The sequence below is a fragment of the Chitinophaga sp. ARDCPP14 genome, assembly GCF_051362515.1.
In the GTDB taxonomy this organism is placed as follows: Bacteria; Bacteroidota; Bacteroidia; order Chitinophagales; family Chitinophagaceae; genus Chitinophaga.
In genome coordinates this window covers 88,102-104,663 of record NZ_JBKIXB010000008.1, presented here as the reverse complement: position 1 = coordinate 104,663, position 16,562 = coordinate 88,102, and the positions used below count along the sequence as shown (strand labels likewise).

The 16,562-nt window shown below is 48.8% G+C and carries 12 protein-coding genes; 5 read left to right on the top strand and 7 right to left on the bottom strand.

Annotation, left to right across the window (positions count from 1 at the left end):
- Positions 1–138 precede the first annotated feature (138 nt).
- From ACLHR0_RS21680 to ACLHR0_RS21660, 5 genes are all read right to left on the bottom strand, one after another.
- Positions 139–3,339, bottom strand: coding sequence for a chemotaxis protein CheB (locus tag ACLHR0_RS21680; RefSeq protein WP_436489422.1), 3,201 nt, complete (start codon positions 3,337–3,339; stop codon positions 139–141).
- 122 nt (positions 3,340–3,461) lie between these two features.
- Positions 3,462–5,246, bottom strand: coding sequence for an SGNH/GDSL hydrolase family protein (locus tag ACLHR0_RS21675; RefSeq protein ID WP_436489420.1), 1,785 nt, complete (start codon positions 5,244–5,246; stop codon positions 3,462–3,464).
- Positions 5,247–5,321: 75 nt separating this feature from the next.
- Positions 5,322–6,236, bottom strand: coding sequence for a sugar phosphate isomerase/epimerase family protein (locus ACLHR0_RS21670; RefSeq protein ID WP_429046879.1), 915 nt, complete (start codon positions 6,234–6,236; stop codon positions 5,322–5,324).
- Between the two features lie 34 nt (positions 6,237–6,270).
- Positions 6,271–8,412, bottom strand: coding sequence for an outer membrane protein assembly factor BamB family protein (locus ACLHR0_RS21665; protein ID WP_436489418.1), 2,142 nt, complete (start codon positions 8,410–8,412; stop codon positions 6,271–6,273).
- Positions 8,413–8,546: 134 nt separating this feature from the next.
- A complete protein-coding gene (locus tag ACLHR0_RS21660; RefSeq protein ID WP_436489416.1) occupies positions 8,547–9,998 on the bottom strand; it encodes an alpha-L-fucosidase in 1,452 nt (483 codons plus the stop codon).
- 208 nt (positions 9,999–10,206) lie between these two features.
- Between ACLHR0_RS21660 and ACLHR0_RS21655 the strand changes: the two genes are divergently transcribed.
- The 5 genes from ACLHR0_RS21655 (at position 10,207) to ACLHR0_RS21635 (ending at position 14,922) form a co-directional block, all read left to right on the top strand.
- The gene (locus ACLHR0_RS21655; protein WP_436489414.1) at positions 10,207–11,229 is read left to right on the top strand and encodes a sensor histidine kinase; all 1,023 of its coding nucleotides are present in this window, start codon (positions 10,207–10,209) and stop codon (positions 11,227–11,229) included.
- Entirely contained in the window at positions 11,226–11,918 is a 693-nt protein-coding gene (locus ACLHR0_RS21650) for a LytR/AlgR family response regulator transcription factor (protein ID WP_429046873.1), read from the top strand. The genes ACLHR0_RS21655 and ACLHR0_RS21650 overlap by 4 nt, the downstream gene beginning before the upstream one ends.
- A 97-nt stretch (positions 11,919–12,015) precedes the next feature.
- Entirely contained in the window at positions 12,016–13,998 is a 1,983-nt protein-coding gene (locus tag ACLHR0_RS21645) for a TonB-dependent receptor plug domain-containing protein (protein WP_436489412.1), read from the top strand.
- A gap of 18 nt (positions 13,999–14,016) precedes the next feature.
- Positions 14,017–14,652: a hypothetical protein gene (locus ACLHR0_RS21640; RefSeq protein ID WP_436489410.1), complete on the top strand. Its 636-nt coding sequence runs from the start codon at positions 14,017–14,019 to the stop codon at positions 14,650–14,652.
- An 18-nt stretch (positions 14,653–14,670) separates the two neighbouring features.
- On the top strand, positions 14,671–14,922 hold the full coding sequence (locus ACLHR0_RS21635; RefSeq protein ID WP_436489408.1) for a hypothetical protein: 252 nt from the start codon (positions 14,671–14,673) through the stop codon (positions 14,920–14,922).
- Between the two features lie 37 nt (positions 14,923–14,959).
- Here the strand turns inward: ACLHR0_RS21635 and ACLHR0_RS21630 are convergent, their stop codons facing one another.
- Together ACLHR0_RS21630 and ACLHR0_RS21625 are read right to left on the bottom strand one after the other, a co-directional pair.
- Positions 14,960–15,775, bottom strand: a complete 816-nt coding sequence (locus tag ACLHR0_RS21630; protein ID WP_436489407.1) for a mechanosensitive ion channel family protein — start codon at positions 15,773–15,775, stop codon at positions 14,960–14,962.
- Positions 15,776–15,821: 46 nt separating this feature from the next.
- Complete coding sequence (locus ACLHR0_RS21625; RefSeq protein ID WP_429046868.1) at positions 15,822–16,562, bottom strand: metallophosphoesterase family protein; 741 nt, start codon at positions 16,560–16,562, stop codon at positions 15,822–15,824.

The window sequence follows — 16,562 nt, the reverse complement described above, 5'->3', positions numbered from 1 at the left end:
GCGGATATATTCGCTCTTATCTCCCTTAATTATTATTAAAAAATCAAAGAAATCTAAAAAAATCCAAAAGTAAAAATCCAGGTAATCAGTATAATCAGCGTAATCCTGAGTAAGACAAAATCCGCTCCGATCACCTTCTTATTTAGAATTGAAGAAGATTTTAAAGACGCTTCCTTCGTGCAACTTGCTGTTCACCTCCGTCATGCCGCCGGAAGCATCCACAATTTTCCGGACAAGGAACAATCCGATGCCTAATCCTTCCATTTCCGGATGCAGGCGCTTATACATATTGAAGACTGTCTGGAGTTTATCCTGTTCTATCCCGATACCATTGTCTTTTACTTCCAGCAACAGGAATCCGTTTTCCTTACGGGTATTGATTTGAATTTGCAGCGGCCGGTCCGGCGACCTGAATTTAAGGGCATTGGTGAGAAGATTGTAGATAATGCTACGGATGTTTTTCCTGGAAAACACCAGATGGCTTTCTTCCAGGTTCTTTGTAATTAAGGCCCTGGCATCCTGTACTTTGTCCTGTATACTAAAAAGTACTTCATCCAGTATGGCGTTAATATCAACCTCCTGTACTTCCTTGAGTGATTCGCTTTCAATTTTCCCTACCTCCGCCAGCTCCCGCAGGTTTTCTTTAAACCTGACAATAGAAGACTGGATCATATCTGTATATCTGACAGTTTCCTTGTCCTGCATATCCAGTTTTTCACTCAACAATCTCATCAATCCTTCTATATTCGTAAGTGGTCCTAACAAATCATGGGAGGCAGCGTATACAAAATTATCCAGGTCATCATTGATACGTTGCAGGCTCAGGTTGGAACGATGTAATTCCAGCTGGGCTTTATTTAGCAGGGTAATATCGTTAAACGAAACAATGGCGCCATCCTGTTTCTGGTCCAGCTGCCGGATATAAGGCATTATCATCATCTGGTACCAGTTACCATTTAGTGATTCCACGACCTTCGACAGCACTGTACCATTTTTAATTACCATACGAAGATCATCTTCCAGGGAATTATTCTTAAAATTGACGGTAATATTCTGGATGGGTCTGCCGATATCACCTTCCTGAAGATTGATATGTTTTACGGCGGCAGGAGAAAACTTTTTCAGCTTCAGGTCATTGTCTACAAACAATTGCCCGTTGAGGTTACTCCTGAAATAATTATCCATATCATCGTTCAGCACAATGAGTTCTTTTATTTTCAGCTGGTAGTCGGTGTTAATCGTTTGCAACTCTTCATTTACCGACTGCATTTCTTCATTGGCACTTTGCATTTCTTCGTTGGCAGAAACCAGTTCTTCGTTAAACGACTGCATATTTTCATTGGAGGCTTCCAGCTTCTCTGTGGCGTCCTGCAACCGTTCGCGGGTATCTTTCAATTCTTCTTCCAGGCTTTGCAGGCCTGCATTGAGATATGTTTGTACATCAAAAGGTGGTACCTCCTTCTTTTGTTCTTCCTTGCTTTCGCTGAAAAGCACCAGCAAGAGGGAACGTTCTCCTTCCCTCGCGTGAAGCGGACAGATCGTAAGGTTAACAATCTTTACCGGGTTGTAATCTGCCACCGGGATACCACTTACAATTACCCGCTCATTGTCCTTTCTGGCTTGCCGGGCGGCTGTTACATATACTACCCCAAGCGATTTTGGCAGCAGCTCTACCAGGTCGAAACTGAAGATTTGCTGCAACAGGAAGTGCTCTACCTTGCCCAAATATTTAATTACCTGGTTATCCTGGTCCACACATATTCCTGCAACATTTACTTCTTCCAGCAACATTTCATTTACCTCGTCCAACATAATGCTTCTCTTACCGGCACTACCGGTTTTTTTTGATGGAATCAAAGGCGCCATATTACTATCGGCTATCATCACAGGTGTAAATATATCGAACCTTACAGACCTGGCCGATTCCTGGTTACGGTATATTTTCCATTTCTTACTAATTTCTGTGAGATAGGACAGTAACATCCCAGGATTTTCACTGGAACCGAGAAACAGGTATCCTTTCTGGCCAAGCCCGAAATGCAGCATTGAAAGCGCCTTCTTCTGCAGGGATATGTTCATGTAAATGAGCAGATTGCGGCAACTGATCAGGTCCATGTTACAGTAGGGCGGATTCTTTACAATATTATGCTGTGCGAAGATCAGCATTCTGCGGATATGTTGCCTGATACGGTAGCCATTACCTTCGCGGCTAAAATATTTCTCCAGTCTTTCTGCCGACAGCTCATTCCGGATATGCTCTCCATACAAACCTTTACCGGCGAACTCCAGTGCAGGCTTATCTATATCGGTGGCAAATACTTTTACCTGAATATCTTTACCGGCTTTTTCTACCTCTTCATGTAACAGGATCGCCATGGTATAGGCTTCTTCCCCTGTGGCACATCCTGCTATCCAGATCTTTATTTCTTCCCCGTTCTTTTTTCGTTGTACAATTTCCGGCAGCACTGTTTCAGCCATTACTTCAAATGCCTCCGGATTCCTGAAGAAAGCAGATACACTGATCATAAAGCTCTGGGCCAATGTTTCCACTTCGCGGGGATGCGCCAGCAGGTGTTGATAATAAGCTTCCACCTTATCTAAAGCGAGATATACCATACGCCGTCTGATACGCCGCAGAATGGTAGTGGGCTTATATTCTGAAAAGTCAAAAGGCAAACGCTCCCGGATGAGGTCAATAATAGCGATCACACTTTTATCTTCCATTACCTGCGTAACAGGGGGCAAAATACTTCTCTTCGCCTTGTTTACATATTGGGTGATCACCATTGGCATATCTGCGGGGGCCAGTATATGATCTGCCGCACCGGTGGCAATTGCCTCCAGAGGCATACTGCTATACTGGGCAGTATCCGGATCCTGCACTATAATCAATCCTCCCGCCCTGCTGATATTCACAATTCCTTCACTGCCATCATCACCGGAGCCGGAAAGTATGACGGCTATGATCTGATATTCGCTGTCTAATGCGAGTGAGTTGAAAAAGGTATTGATAGTTTTGTGGGGAGCCGGACTGCTGTTCTTGTCTTTCAGCAACAAGCGGCCATCCTGTATGGTCATGCATTGCTGGCTGGGGATCAGGTACACCTGGTTAGGTTCTACCAGCATATTATTGGCTGCTTCCGTGACCTTCAGCTGACTGTGCCGGGACAATATTTCCGCCATCCGGCTTTTATAATCAGCAGAAAGGTGCTGTATAATCACATAAGAAGCTTGTGCCAGTGGAGTATGGTCAAAAAAAGACTGTAGCTCTTCCAAACCACCTGCGGAAGCGCCTATGGCAATAATAAAATGTGGCTCCTGGTTATAATGAGTACTCATGCAAAATATTTAAGTCGACTTCTCTTCCTATTCTGATGAGACCACTGTTAAATGCCGGTTATATTTCATCTAATGTAGGAAATAATAACCGGCTGCCAATTTTTATTACTTGCCGTTAAATGTTAATTGTCCCCCACCTTTAAATATCTGTTAATCAGGGCGCCTAATTTTTCGTAGCCTGTTTCGTTGGGATGCAGGCCATCGGTAAATAGTTGCTCGTCAATTTTCCTGGATGGTTGAAGGAAGAGTTTTCCGGCATCTACGTATTGTATGTTTTTACCGGCAGTGTGTTTTGCGATCAGCTGGTTAATGCGCACTACCCTGCTTTCCATATTGCGACGAGGCAGAATGCCCATCAGTATGATTTTAGTGCTGCCTTGTTTGGCCTGTATTTGTTGCAGCAGGAACTTAATGCCGCCAACAATTTCTTCATCAGTGTTTACCTGCAGGTTGTTGGTGCCAATCATCAGTACAATATAGCGGGGAGTAATACCATCCAGTTCGCCGTGTTGTACGCGCCATAATACATTTTCTACCCGGTCCCAGCCGAAGCCCATATTCACGGCCTGTTTAGGCTCAAAGTATTTATCCCATGAGCTGGTTCCCCGGCGTACTGTGGCGACGGGGTTGCCGCCCCAGAAATGCGTGATGGAATTACCCATGAACACTACTTTCGGCTGGTGTGCTTTATTCCAGGCCATTACTTCCTCATGCCTGGTTTCCCAGTCGTAGTTAGCCGCATCGCGGCGTTGGGTGATCGGTGTGGTGGTAGCTGTGTTGCCGCCTTCCTCATGAAAGATTTCCCGGATCTTTTTCGCATAGGCATTGGCGTAGTGCATCATACCAATATCGTTGGGATGGGTGCCATCTACCATGCTTTCAATGTCCTGGCCTATTTCTTCTTTTGTGAGCAGGCTGATGTTTTTCACGCCGGCTTTCAGCAGGGAGTCCCTTACTTCCCGTAGGGTGATGTTCACCTGCGTATAGGCAGCTTTGCGGGTGGAATCCATTTCACCATCGGTGTAGCCGTCGTGTTCCGTTAGCAGGATGGGGGTACCGGGCCGCTGCTGTTGCAGGAATGTTACGGCGGCGGTTATACGTTTTTTGAGTTCCGCGCCGGCATATTGTGCGCCGGTGAGATTAGGCAGGCAATCCAGCACAAAGAGACGGGCATCCAGTTCGGCTACCCGGTCGAGCACTTCCTTCTCGAGGCGACCGTTGCCGGAGAAGGCGAGATTGATTACCGGCGTTTCCAGCTGCCGGGAAAGGATGTTTGTCCAGGCCATACCCGGCCGCGATGCGCAGGCGCCCTGTGCAATGGAGGTGCCATATACCACGATAGGCGCAGCTTTCCGGACCGGCAGGGGCTTGAACACGCTTTCTTCCGGAACATCTACAGATAACCATTTTACGGAATTATACAACGGGAGATAAAGTGTATAATCGATATTCTTTACATGGTGATCGTATTTCTTCAGCCGGGTGAACCGGTATACGATGGTATCCCGGAAGTCGTATTTCCCGGCGCACCACATCCATTGTCCGTCTATGCTTTTGGCGTAGAGGTCTACCCCGCTTACGCCGGTAGCAGGCATGTGCGGCATGGCTACCGGTCCGGAAACGGTGTACTTGATGACTATTTCGTCGGCGTCTGTTCTGAAGCGGAGACTAAGCCCTGCGCTGTTGTTCGACAAGTTCCAGACCGGTGGCCGCACTTCTTTTTCTGATTTCGCGGGCAGGCGGTCGTAATAGCTTTTCAATCCTGTTTTCCATCCCTGTCCTTCCAGCGCATAAACGCTGTCGGTAGTGGCCGGTGTCCATGTTTTAAAAACACGGGGTGTTTGTCCAAAGCACATACCGGCGAACAGTAACAGTGCGGCGGTGACGGGCATCATTTTCATCTTCATAACATACGCGAATTTTGTCTTTCTCACTGATTACGCTGATTATAGTGATTATATTTTAGTGGAGACGGGAAGCAGCTAGTAGCCCCACTTTTTCATTACGGCCAGGTCGTCGCGCACAGCATCCAGCGGCGCCTGTCCCTGGTAGGACTCCTGCTCAATAATAAAGTGTTTGGTGCCACCGGATTTTTTACCGAGATCAATCACTTCCTTCACCGGTATGATGCCTTTGCCTAATACGGTGCTTTCGTATTTACCGCCCATTTCTCCCTTGTCTGTTTTAATTTCATCCTTTACGTGCATCAGCTCAAAGCGGCCAGGGTATTGCTTAATAATATCCAATGCGATACCGCCGGCATGGTACATATTGCCAATATCCAGCTGTTGCGCCACCAGGGAAGGATCTGTGTTTTGCAGGATGAGGTCGAAGATCTTTTGCCCGTTCAGCTGCTGGCTGAATTCAAAATCATGGTTATGGTAGCCGAACTTCATACCTGATTTTTTACACAAAGCGCCGCTTTTATTGAATACGTCCATATAGGCTTTAAAGTCGTCGTAATTTTTACGGAGACTTTCATCCAGCCAAGGGCTGATCACATAGTGCTGTCCTACGATGGCGGCATCTTCCACGGTATATTTCCATTCGTCGGTGAAATCATTTTTTGCTGCATCCCAATGCTGTTTGCCCATTACTGTATGTCCGCTTGGCATCAGCAGGCCGAGATCATCCAGGAGTTTTTTAAACTCTTTGGCGGAATAGCCATAAAATTTCCGCTGGCTGTACCCTGCATGTTCCACATTTTTGTATCCCATGGCGGCCAGTTGTTTGAGCGTACCCAACGGGTCTTTCTTCATATCATCGCGGATAGAATATAGTTGTATACCCAGCACGGGCTTACGTACTGTGGCTGCCAGCAGATCGTTTGACAGCAGCGCGGTACCGGCGATCGCCAGGCTCCCTTTCAACAGGAAATTTCTTCTTGAAATACTCATAGTAAAAGATATTTTGAATGTTGAATGATGACTGTTAAAGTGCAAATGCCAGGTAAGTATCTCCTGATTTCTTTCCCAGCTTACCGCCACCGCAGGCGATCACCACAAATTGTTTTCCTTCCACTTCGTACACCGCAGGTGTGGCAAAGCCGCAGGCGGGCAGGTCGGTTTCCCACAGCAGCTGACCTGTTCTTTTATTAAAAGCCCTGAACTTGCTGTCGGCCGTAGCGGCAATGAACAGCAGGCCGCCGGCGGTTACCACTGGTCCTCCGTAATTTTCCGTGCCACTGTGAATGCCTTTTGCTTTCAGTTCGGGGTAATCGCCCAGGGTGTCTTTCCACAGCACTTTTCCCGTGTTAAGGTCAATGGCGCTCAGTGTGCCCCAGGGCGGCATTACGGCCGGGTATCCTTCTTTCGTTAAAAATTTATTATAGCCGGTGGTGCGGTAAGGTAAATTCGTATATGCATCTACGTTTTTCCGCGGTGCAGTAAAAGGTTGTTGTTGTTTCGACTTTACATCCAGTAAAAAAACGGCTAATGCTTTTTTCTCGCTGCTGTCCAGCTGTTTGAAAGCCGGCATCATTCTGCGGCCGGTATTCACCAGTTGTTCCAATGCTGTTTCCGTATACTTTGCCTGGATATTTAAGAGAGATGGAAAATTACCGCCGCCTTTGCGCTCCGGTCCGTGGCACGACATACAATTGGCGGTATACAACCGTTTCCCTGCCTGGAGTTGTGTTTCCGTAGCGGAAGGGTGCTGATCCTTTGCCTCCACCATGGTGAGCACCCAGGGCATTTCACTGGCGTTTACGTACAGGATGCCGGTTTCAGGATCTGCTGCGGGTCCGCCCCACTCGGCGCCGCCATCAAAGCCCGGAAAGATCACGGTGCCTTGCCTGGAGGGCGACAGGAAAATGTGGCCGGTTTTATACGATGCCAGCCGCGCTTTGATATCGGCATGGGACGAATCCGGCACCAGGGTGTTCAGGTCCTTCTCCGACAGCGATTGCCGCACAAATGGTTTAAAAAAGGTAGGCATGGGCTGCGTGGGCGATGCCCATTCCCCGGGTAAGGTGGTATCTGCCGGTATAGGCGTTTCCGTTACGGGGTATAGCGGCTGGCCGGTGCGGCGGTCCAGCAGGAAAATGAATCCCGTTTTCGTCACCTGCACGGCTGCTTCTACTTGCCGGCCGTCTTTCTTCACGGTTATTAGCATGGGCGCGGTAGGAAGGTCCCGGTCCCACAGGTCGTGGTGCACTGTTTGGAAATGCCAGATCCTTTTGCCGGTGGCCGCATCCAGCGCCAGCACGCAATTGGCGAAGAGGTTGTTGCCGGGTCTTTTGCCGCCGTAGAAGTCATCTGTAGCCGATCCCACCGGGGCATACACGATACCTTTCTCTTCATCCAGGCTGAATCCTGCCCAGGAGTTGGCCCCGCCGGTATGTTGCCATGCGTCTTTGTCGTTCCACGAATCATAGCCTTCTTCTCCCGGTTGCGGGATGGTATGAAAAATCCATTTCAACCGGCCGTTGTGCACATCGTAAGCGCGGATGTAGCCCGGAGCTGCGCCGGCGGCTTCTCCTACGCGGGTGCCTACGATCAGCAGGTTTTTATAGATGATGCCTGGTGTAGTGGAGGTAATATCGAGTTGATCCATGTTACGGCCCATATCGCGGTGAAGATCCACATACCCGCTGTCGCCAAAGGCTTTAACAGGCACCCCGCTCTGGGCATCTATACAATACAGCCGGCTGCCGGCCGTATAAAAAATGCGTTGTTCTTTGCCGCCGTTTTCATAATAGGTAATGCCCCTGCAGGGATTAAACTGGAAAGCATTCTTTTCGCCGGTTTTTACAGGGTCAAATGTCCAGTACGGCTTTCCCGTAGCCGCCTGCACGGCAAATAGTTTCAGCTGTGGGGAAACGCCGTACAGCCATTCTCCTACCACGATGGGGTTCACCTGGATCTGTGTGCGTTCTGCGGTGTCGCCGGTACGGTATGCCCAGGCGATCTTTAATTGTGATACATTACTGGTATCCAGTTCCGTTAAGGCGCTGTAGTGAATGTTTTCCTTACTGCCGCCGTATACCTGCCAGGTGCGGTGCGCAGTGTTTTTTGAGGTGCAGGATAGTAATAACGTGGAAACTATCAACCCGTAACTGAATTTCAGGAGCATGGGAACGAAAGTGATTTTCTGTTCCTTTAAAAATATACTTTTTAAAATTATTTTTTAATAAAACTACGGCAATGGTAAAAATAACAAAGAGAAGGCATGGCGCCTTCTCTCTGTTATTCCGTATGCCATTAATATTATCCTTTCATTTTCACCACCAGCAGCCCATCCGGCACATCCCCAGGGCGGAGGCCCGAGAGGTCTACCAGGCAGTCCTTTCCTTTCTGCTGCCACCTGACAGCTTTAGTGCTGCCCAGCACAGTGGCCACAGCGCCTTTTGCCGGCGTATAATCGCGGATCACCACCTGCTGACGGTAAGCCGGAACAAAGCAATACAAAGCGCCCGGCTTCCGGGTGAAAAACAATTCCACGTTGGCATGCTGATCTGATTTTTTCACCAGCTGCGAAATGTTGTAACCAGACATATAGCTGGCTTCCTTCGTTTCGGGGCGTTTACCGGTGCTCCACTGCTGGCTTACCTTCCAGGGTTTGGAGTCGTAGATGGCTTCCCCGTTTACTTCCAGCCATTTGCCGATGTCCAGCAGCTTTTGCTGCATGATCACCGGAATACGGCCATCTGCGGTGGGTCCTATGTCCAGGAGGAGGTTACCGCCCCGGGATACAATATCTACCAGCATCAGTACCAGGTCCGCGCTTTTCTTGTAGTCGTCCGCCGTTTCCATACGGTTATAGCCGTACGATTGCCCGATGCCCTGGCTCTCTTCCCAGATGACGCCGGGCTGCATGCCGCTGCCATACTCAGAAGTAAGATAGGTAGCGCCGTTGTTTTTACCACGGGTATTACTGCCCCAGCGGTCATCTACCACTACTTCATTTTTTACCGGCGACTCATTAAACAGCCAGGCCAGCAGCGACGGGCTTTGCCAGGCCGTATCGGTCAGTTCCCATTCTCCATCCGAAAATATAACGGAAGGTTTGTAACGGGTTACCAGGTCTTTAAACTGCGGCGTCATTACTTCCTTTACATACCGTTGTTTATCTTTTAACCAGAGCGGGTTAAACCATTCGTACAGGGAATAATAGTAGCCCATCTTCAGCCCTTCCTTGCGCACAGCGTCTGTGAGATCACCCAGCAAATCGCGTTTAGGCGTTCCCGTAACAGCGTTCCAGGAATGACCCCAGGATTCGTTTGCCTGTTTATTGTCCCACAGGCAATAGCCTTCATGGTGTTTGGAAGTAAGTACTACGTATTTAGCGCCGGAGCGGCGGAATATTGATGCCCACTGCTGGGGGTTATACAACGAAGCGGTGAACTGGCTTTCAAAATTTTCATACGGCGTATCCTTTCCGTAATTCTTATCATGAAAAGCCTGTACCTGCTGATGGGAACCTTCTTTAGTGCCTCTCAGGTTGTACCAGTACCATTCGGAATAACCACCGGGGCCTACCACGGCATAAGACGGCACTGCATACACACCCCAGTGAATAAAGATGCCGAACTTGGCATTGCTGAACCAGGCAGGAATGCCCCGCTTGTTGAGGGAATTCCAGTTGGCTTCATATTGCTGGGCAAAAACCAGGGAAGCGCTCATCAATAAAATGAGCATCCCGATACTGCGTTTTATCATAACAGGAAATTTAGATCTTAATGGCCATCAAAATTAATCAATGCATTCAGCTATAATAATGGTATTTTCTCTGAATATGATAAATACTTCCCTGTCGCGCTGCCTGCCGGTGTTGTCTGCACATTTACCCCGGACGTCTATTCTTCCTTAATGAACGCCGTTAATGCGGCTAGCTTTATAAAAATCAGTAGCTTTATCCGGACAGCAGATGAAAAAAAATATCTCCCTGAAAAAAATTACGATCGCGCTGCATATAGTGATATGGAGCGTAATACTGTTGCTGCCCTATATCGTTTCCAGTGCAGCCAGTGGCTACCGGATAGGCAGCCTGCCTGGCTTGTTCTTTACCCTTTCCGGTGTTATCCATATGGCTATCTTCTATATCCATGCCCTGGTGCTGTATCCCAGGTTGTGGAACAGGCGGTATTGGTGGCTTTATTTCCCTGCGGTTATACTGCTGATAGGACTGTCGTTCCCGTTAAAATATACGATCATGGCACATTGGTTCCCGGATGTTGCGCGGGACCTGGCAGCGTATAAATTTGTGTTCGGCCCGTCGGTGGCGGTATATTTTATCAGCCTGGTATACTGCCGGGTAACAGATATGCTGCGCGCTGAAAGACGGCAGAAGGAACAACAGGCGGAGCAACTCAGTTCGGAACTGAAATTCCTGCGTTCGCAGGTGAGTCCGCATTTCCTGTTTAATGTGTTAACCAACCTGGTATCGCTCGCCAGGAAAAAATCCGACCAGCTGGAACCGGCGCTTCTCATGCTATCCGACCTGATGCGTTATATGCTGTACGATACGGGGAAAAAGGTGCTGCTTTCCCAGGAGATCCTGTACCTCAACAGTTACATTGCCCTGCAAAAGCTGCGCTTCGGCAACGAAGTGGCCATTAACGTGAAAATGGCCGCCAGTCAGGCTGCCGGCAACAACAACATAGAACCTATGCTGCTGATTCCATTTGTGGAAAATGCTTTCAAACACGGTACCGGCTATACGCCGCATCCTGCTATTGATATACAACTGGCCATGAAAGAGGATGTGCTTATCTTTGAAGTACTGAATGAATACGATAACGATCCCAATGCCAGCAAAGACGAAAACTCTGGTATTGGTTTGGCAAATGTAAAAACAAGACTGCAACTGCTGTACCCCGGACGGCATCAGCTGCAGATCAGGGACGAACCACCGCTGTTTCATATTACCCTAACACTGAAGCTCACATGATACGTTGTATAGCCGTAGATGATGAACAACTGGTAAGGGAATTGCTGGAAGATAATATCCGGCAGGTGCCCTTCCTGCAACTGGTAAAAACCTGTCGCAATGCCATGGAAGCACTGGAGGTATTACAGCAGGAACCCATTGACCTTATTTTCCTGGACATACAGATGCCCCGGCTGAATGGCCTGCAGCTATTGCAATCGCTGCAGCAACCTCCCATGGTGATTCTTGTTACCGCCTATGAAGAATACGCACTGCAAGGATTTAACCTCCAGGTAGTAGACTACCTGCTTAAACCATTCTCCTTTGAACGTTTTCTGAAAGCGTGTAACCGTGCCAGTGAGTTGTTCCGCCTGAAAAGGCCGGCGATTGCAGAAGACCATTCCTTTTTTGTAAACGTGGAATATACCCAGGTAAAGATCCTCACCGCCGACATTACCTATATAGAAGGATTAAAAGATTATATCAAGATCCACCTGTCCGGTACGGCCAAACCCGTGCTCACCCGCATGACCATGAAAGCGATGGAGGAAAAACTTCCTGCCGGCGCTTTTATCCGCACGCATAAATCCTACCTTGTGGCCGTGAAGAAAATCACTACAGTGAAACGCGACCTTGTATGCATCGGCAATATTGAAATACCGGTGAGTGAATTCTATAAAGAGAACGTCACCCGGATGCTGCAATCCTGAACCGTTCCTGTTTTGTCGCTACACTTTCCCTTCCCGTCTACTCTCCAAAATAACAGTCACTCCTCCCGGTAGCTTTGCGGTTATAATACTAACCGTCATGAAAACAGGGTTATTTTTCATCGCACTCCTTCCCTTTGCCGCCTACGCGCAGAGCAAACAGGATACCACTATAAAAAGTAAACGTCCCTTGCAGGAAGTTGTAGTAAGCGCCGGCAGCTTTGAAGCCAGCGACCGCGCCAAAGGCGCCTCGCTCACTCCTATCGACGCCGTAACGGTAGCCGGCAGTAATGCTGATATTGCACAGGCGCTGCGCTCCCTGCCCGGCGCCCAGCAGATCGGTGAACAATCAGGGCTTTTTGTACGCGGTGGCACCGGTGATGAAACGCGGCAGTTCATCGACGGTACCCTGCTCAAAACACCCAACTACCCCGCTGTTCCCGGCGTGCCGCAGTATGCCCGCATCAACCCCTTCCTGTTCAAAGGCATCCTGTTCAGCTCAGGAGGATACTCTGCTTTATACGGCTCCGCCATGAGCAGCGCGCTCATCATGGAAAGCACCGACCTGCCGGAAAAAACGTCCGCCAGCTTCAGCGTGTTCCCCGCCAACCTGGGCGCGGGTTTCCAGCACCTCGCCCAGGATAATAAAAGCAGTTATGGCGTGAACCTTAATTACAGCAATCAATCGCTGTACAACAGCGTAGTGCCGCAGGTACCTGATTATTTCGCAGGACCGGCATATGCAGATGGCAACTTCAACTTCAGGATACGTACCGGCAAAACAGGTATGCTCAAACTGTACAGCAACTGGAGCTACAGTAATGTGGGTATGCGCAAACCAGACATCGACAGTGCCGTGCTCAATGCAGGGTACCAGGTGCGCGGCTGGAACAGCTACAATAATCTCAGCTTCCGCAGCTACCTGGACAACAACTGGAAGATGGACCTCGGCGCCGTGTACAGCTATAACCGCGAAGCTACGGCCAACAGCCTCACGGATGCAAAAGGTAATACCGCTGTTTCATCTCTCCCTTATAAAACAGGCAGCCACACCATCCGCACTGATTTTGCGCAGGCCAGGGTTGTATTCACCCGCTTCTTTTCCAAAGGACAAGCACTGCGCTTTGGCGCTGAACATTTTTATACCCGCGATAAAGGCTTCTCCAACGACAGCGCTATTGCCTTAACGGATCACCTGTCGGCCGCTTTTGCCGAAGGCGATATTTACCTCGCCCCCAACCTCGCCGCCAAAGCCGGTGTACGCATGGAATATGCTACCGTGCTCCGCAAGCTGGTGGCAGCGCCCAGGATAAGCCTTGCTTACCGCCTCCCTGATGCCAGCCAGTTTAACCTGGCCTATGGCATCTTTTACCAGGAGCCGGCCAACGAATTTCTTTACCAGTTCCGTGATCTCAATTTTTCCAGCGCTACCCACTATGTGCTGAACTACACCAAAAAAGCCAACAACCGTTTCTTCCGGGCAGAGTTGTATTATAAAAAATACCGCAACCTGGTTAAAATAATACCCGCATTGAGCAATAACGGGAACGGCTATGCGCAGGGAGTTGAACTTTTCTGGCGGGATAAAAAAAGTATCAAAGACCTGGACTATTGGATAACGTATACCTACCTGGATACCAAACGTAACTATCTTGATTATCCTTATGCCCTCCGGCCTTCCTTCACGGCGCCGCATACCACCACGGTGGCTGTTAAAAAGTTTTTCCGGGAGATCAGCACCAACGTGAATGTTTCCTGGGCGCTGGCAGCAGGACGGCCCTACTATAATATCAGTACCCACGGTATTACGGACCAGGGCACCACTAAGGCATATAACATCGCCAACCTGCACGTGGCTTACCTCTGCTCCTTCTTTAAAAACCGGAAGTGGAAAGACTTCTCCGGCTTTGCGATGGGTGTTAACAACCTCTTTGGAACCAAACAGGTGTTCGGTTATCAATACAGCGCAAACGGGCAATTCAGGGAGCCGGTAACGCTGCCGGCTACACGTGGTTATTTCATCGGCGTATTTATGAGTTTCGGTATAGACCGTACCGACGACTTTCTTAATAATAATTTATAAAACACTAAACACATCAACATGAAAAAGTTATTTATCTGCGCCCTTATGTTAGTATCAGGCTACAGCAGCATGGCGCAATCCAATGCATTACAGCAAGCCGTTAACCAACTGGACCAGGCCCAAACGGTGAAGGATTATGCGGCGCTGGAGAAAACATTTTCCGGTATCAGCGAACAACCGGCCTGGCTGCCGCCCTACTATGCGGCGCTGTGTAATGCAAAGACCGGGTTCCTCCTGCAGGACGACGGCGAAAAGATAGAACCCTTCGCCGACCGCGGGGAAGCAATGGCGCAAAAAGCGCTCTCCTTGCTGGACAGCACTAAGCAGAAAAAAGAACTGGCGGAAGTATACACCGTACTAAGTATGGTATACCGTACCAGGGTGTTCATCAATCCGATGACCTACGGCCGTAAATACGGCGTACTGTCCGGACAGATGCTTCAGAAAGCGCTGGCATTGGACCCTGGTAATCCACGCGCATTGTATGTGGCGGCGTGGGTAAAATACTACACCCCGAAAATGTGGGGCGGCGATAAGGAACAGGCAAAAAAACTGGCTACAGAAAGCCTGCAAAAGCTGGGCAACCCCGGCACAGATGTGTACCCGCACTGGGGCCGGACAGATGATCAGCAATTGCTGGGTAAAATTAAATAACCTTTAAAAAGAATGATTATGGGACTTGGAATTGTTATCGTGCTGCGTGTGCTGTTTGCGGCCAGCATGGTATTTATTATCGGTTATGTTTTTGGCGGATTTTCAAAAAAACCGGCCCTTCGCACTATCACTAAAGTAGCTTCCATACTGGTGATTGTATTATTTATTGCGGCCAATGTGCTGCTCACCCGGATGGCTATACGTCATTGGAATAATGATCCCGGGTGCCACCGCGGGCATGAGGAAAAAACAACCATTGTACGTCCGTAAAAACCAGCAGGACCGGCTCTATTGCCGGTCCTGCTTTTTACATCAAACCTGCCGCTTTTAACGACGTGGTTACTTTTGTGATCAATTCGTGGGTAGTGCGTTCATACGCATCATCCGATTCGTTGCTCACCCAGCAACTCAGGATCACTTTCACCGCGCCTCCATCAATACCGCTGTACCAAACTGTTTTGGGTTTATCCGGCACTACCTCTTTCATCTGCACTACAATATCTGTCATGATCCTTTCCGCCTCCTTCAGTTTATCCGACAATGGAATAGAGAAGGTGAGTGCAATGCGCCGCAGTGGTGTGAGTGAATGATTGATAATAGGTTTCTGGAAAATTTCCTTATTCGGAATAATGACATGCAGGCCATCTGCGGTGATCATGGTAGTGGATCTTAGCTGGATGGCATCTACCCTGCCGGTAAAACCGTTGGTTTCAATAATATGACCTACCTCAAACGGCTTTTTGAAAGTGATAAAAATACCGGAAATAAAATTGGCGGTCAGGTCCTGGAAAGCAAAGCCAAGTGCCAGTCCGATAATACCAGCGCCTGCCAGCAATGAGGTAACGGCTTTATCCAACCGCAATACATTCAGCGAAATAAATAAGCCCAGCAATAAAAACAGGATATAGAATAAGCTGGATACCAGGTTGGAGATGGCGGGTGTTTCAGACAACCGTTGCGAAAACCGGTAGGTGATTTTACGGGTAAAACGCGCCAGCAATAAAAACAGCGTAAAGATGATCACCGCCAGTATAAAATTGGGCGTCATTTTAACCGCGGTAATAAACCAGTTATGCAGTTTATCAAAGATCAGCTGACTGTAGCTGGTAAATTGTTCGTTCATACACTATAGAATAAAATGCACAATACCTGTAAATATCTCTACAAACCTATGCTTCATATAAAAAAAAGGCGGGTGAATAACCGGCCTCAGACAGAATGGGTTTCGCTACATTAAACACTTTCAGGCCGTTGATCTGGCCTTCGAGCTTCCCCACATGGGCATGCCCATGGAAGGCCGCCACTACCTTACGTCTTGTTAAGGGTTCTGCCAGGCGGGAGCAGCCCAGGAATGGGTAGATCTCCTGTGATTCTCCCACTACCGTTTCCAATACAGGAGAATAATGCATCAGTGCAATTTTCCGGATATCGGGATGTTCCTGGTCCAGCCGCGCCAGCGCCCTGTCGAGCCGCAAAGCCTCATCCACCCCCGTTTGCACGAAAGCTTTCATTTCATCTTCTCCGAACATAGAGAGCATATGACCATCGAATCCACCGCCGAAACCCTTTACGCCGGCAAATCCTATCCCGTTGATGATCGTGCATTCGCCATCCAGGATATGTACATCGTGGGTTTCCTGGATGATTTGCCGGATCAGTTTGTGCCGCCCTTTCTCGTAATCATGATTGCCTAATACGGCTACAACGGGGATGGTGCAGGCAGCCAGTTCTCCGGCCAATACCTGTGCTTCTGATTCATCACCGGTATCGGTCAGATCGCCCGCAATGAGCAATACATCTGCCTTAGCGGAGATGGCTTTGAAATAATCCGTCCACTTCCCTTTGTCGTTGGCGCCTATATGCAGATCGCCTACCGCTGCTATCCTCGTTGGTTGTGTAGCTGCTGCCAT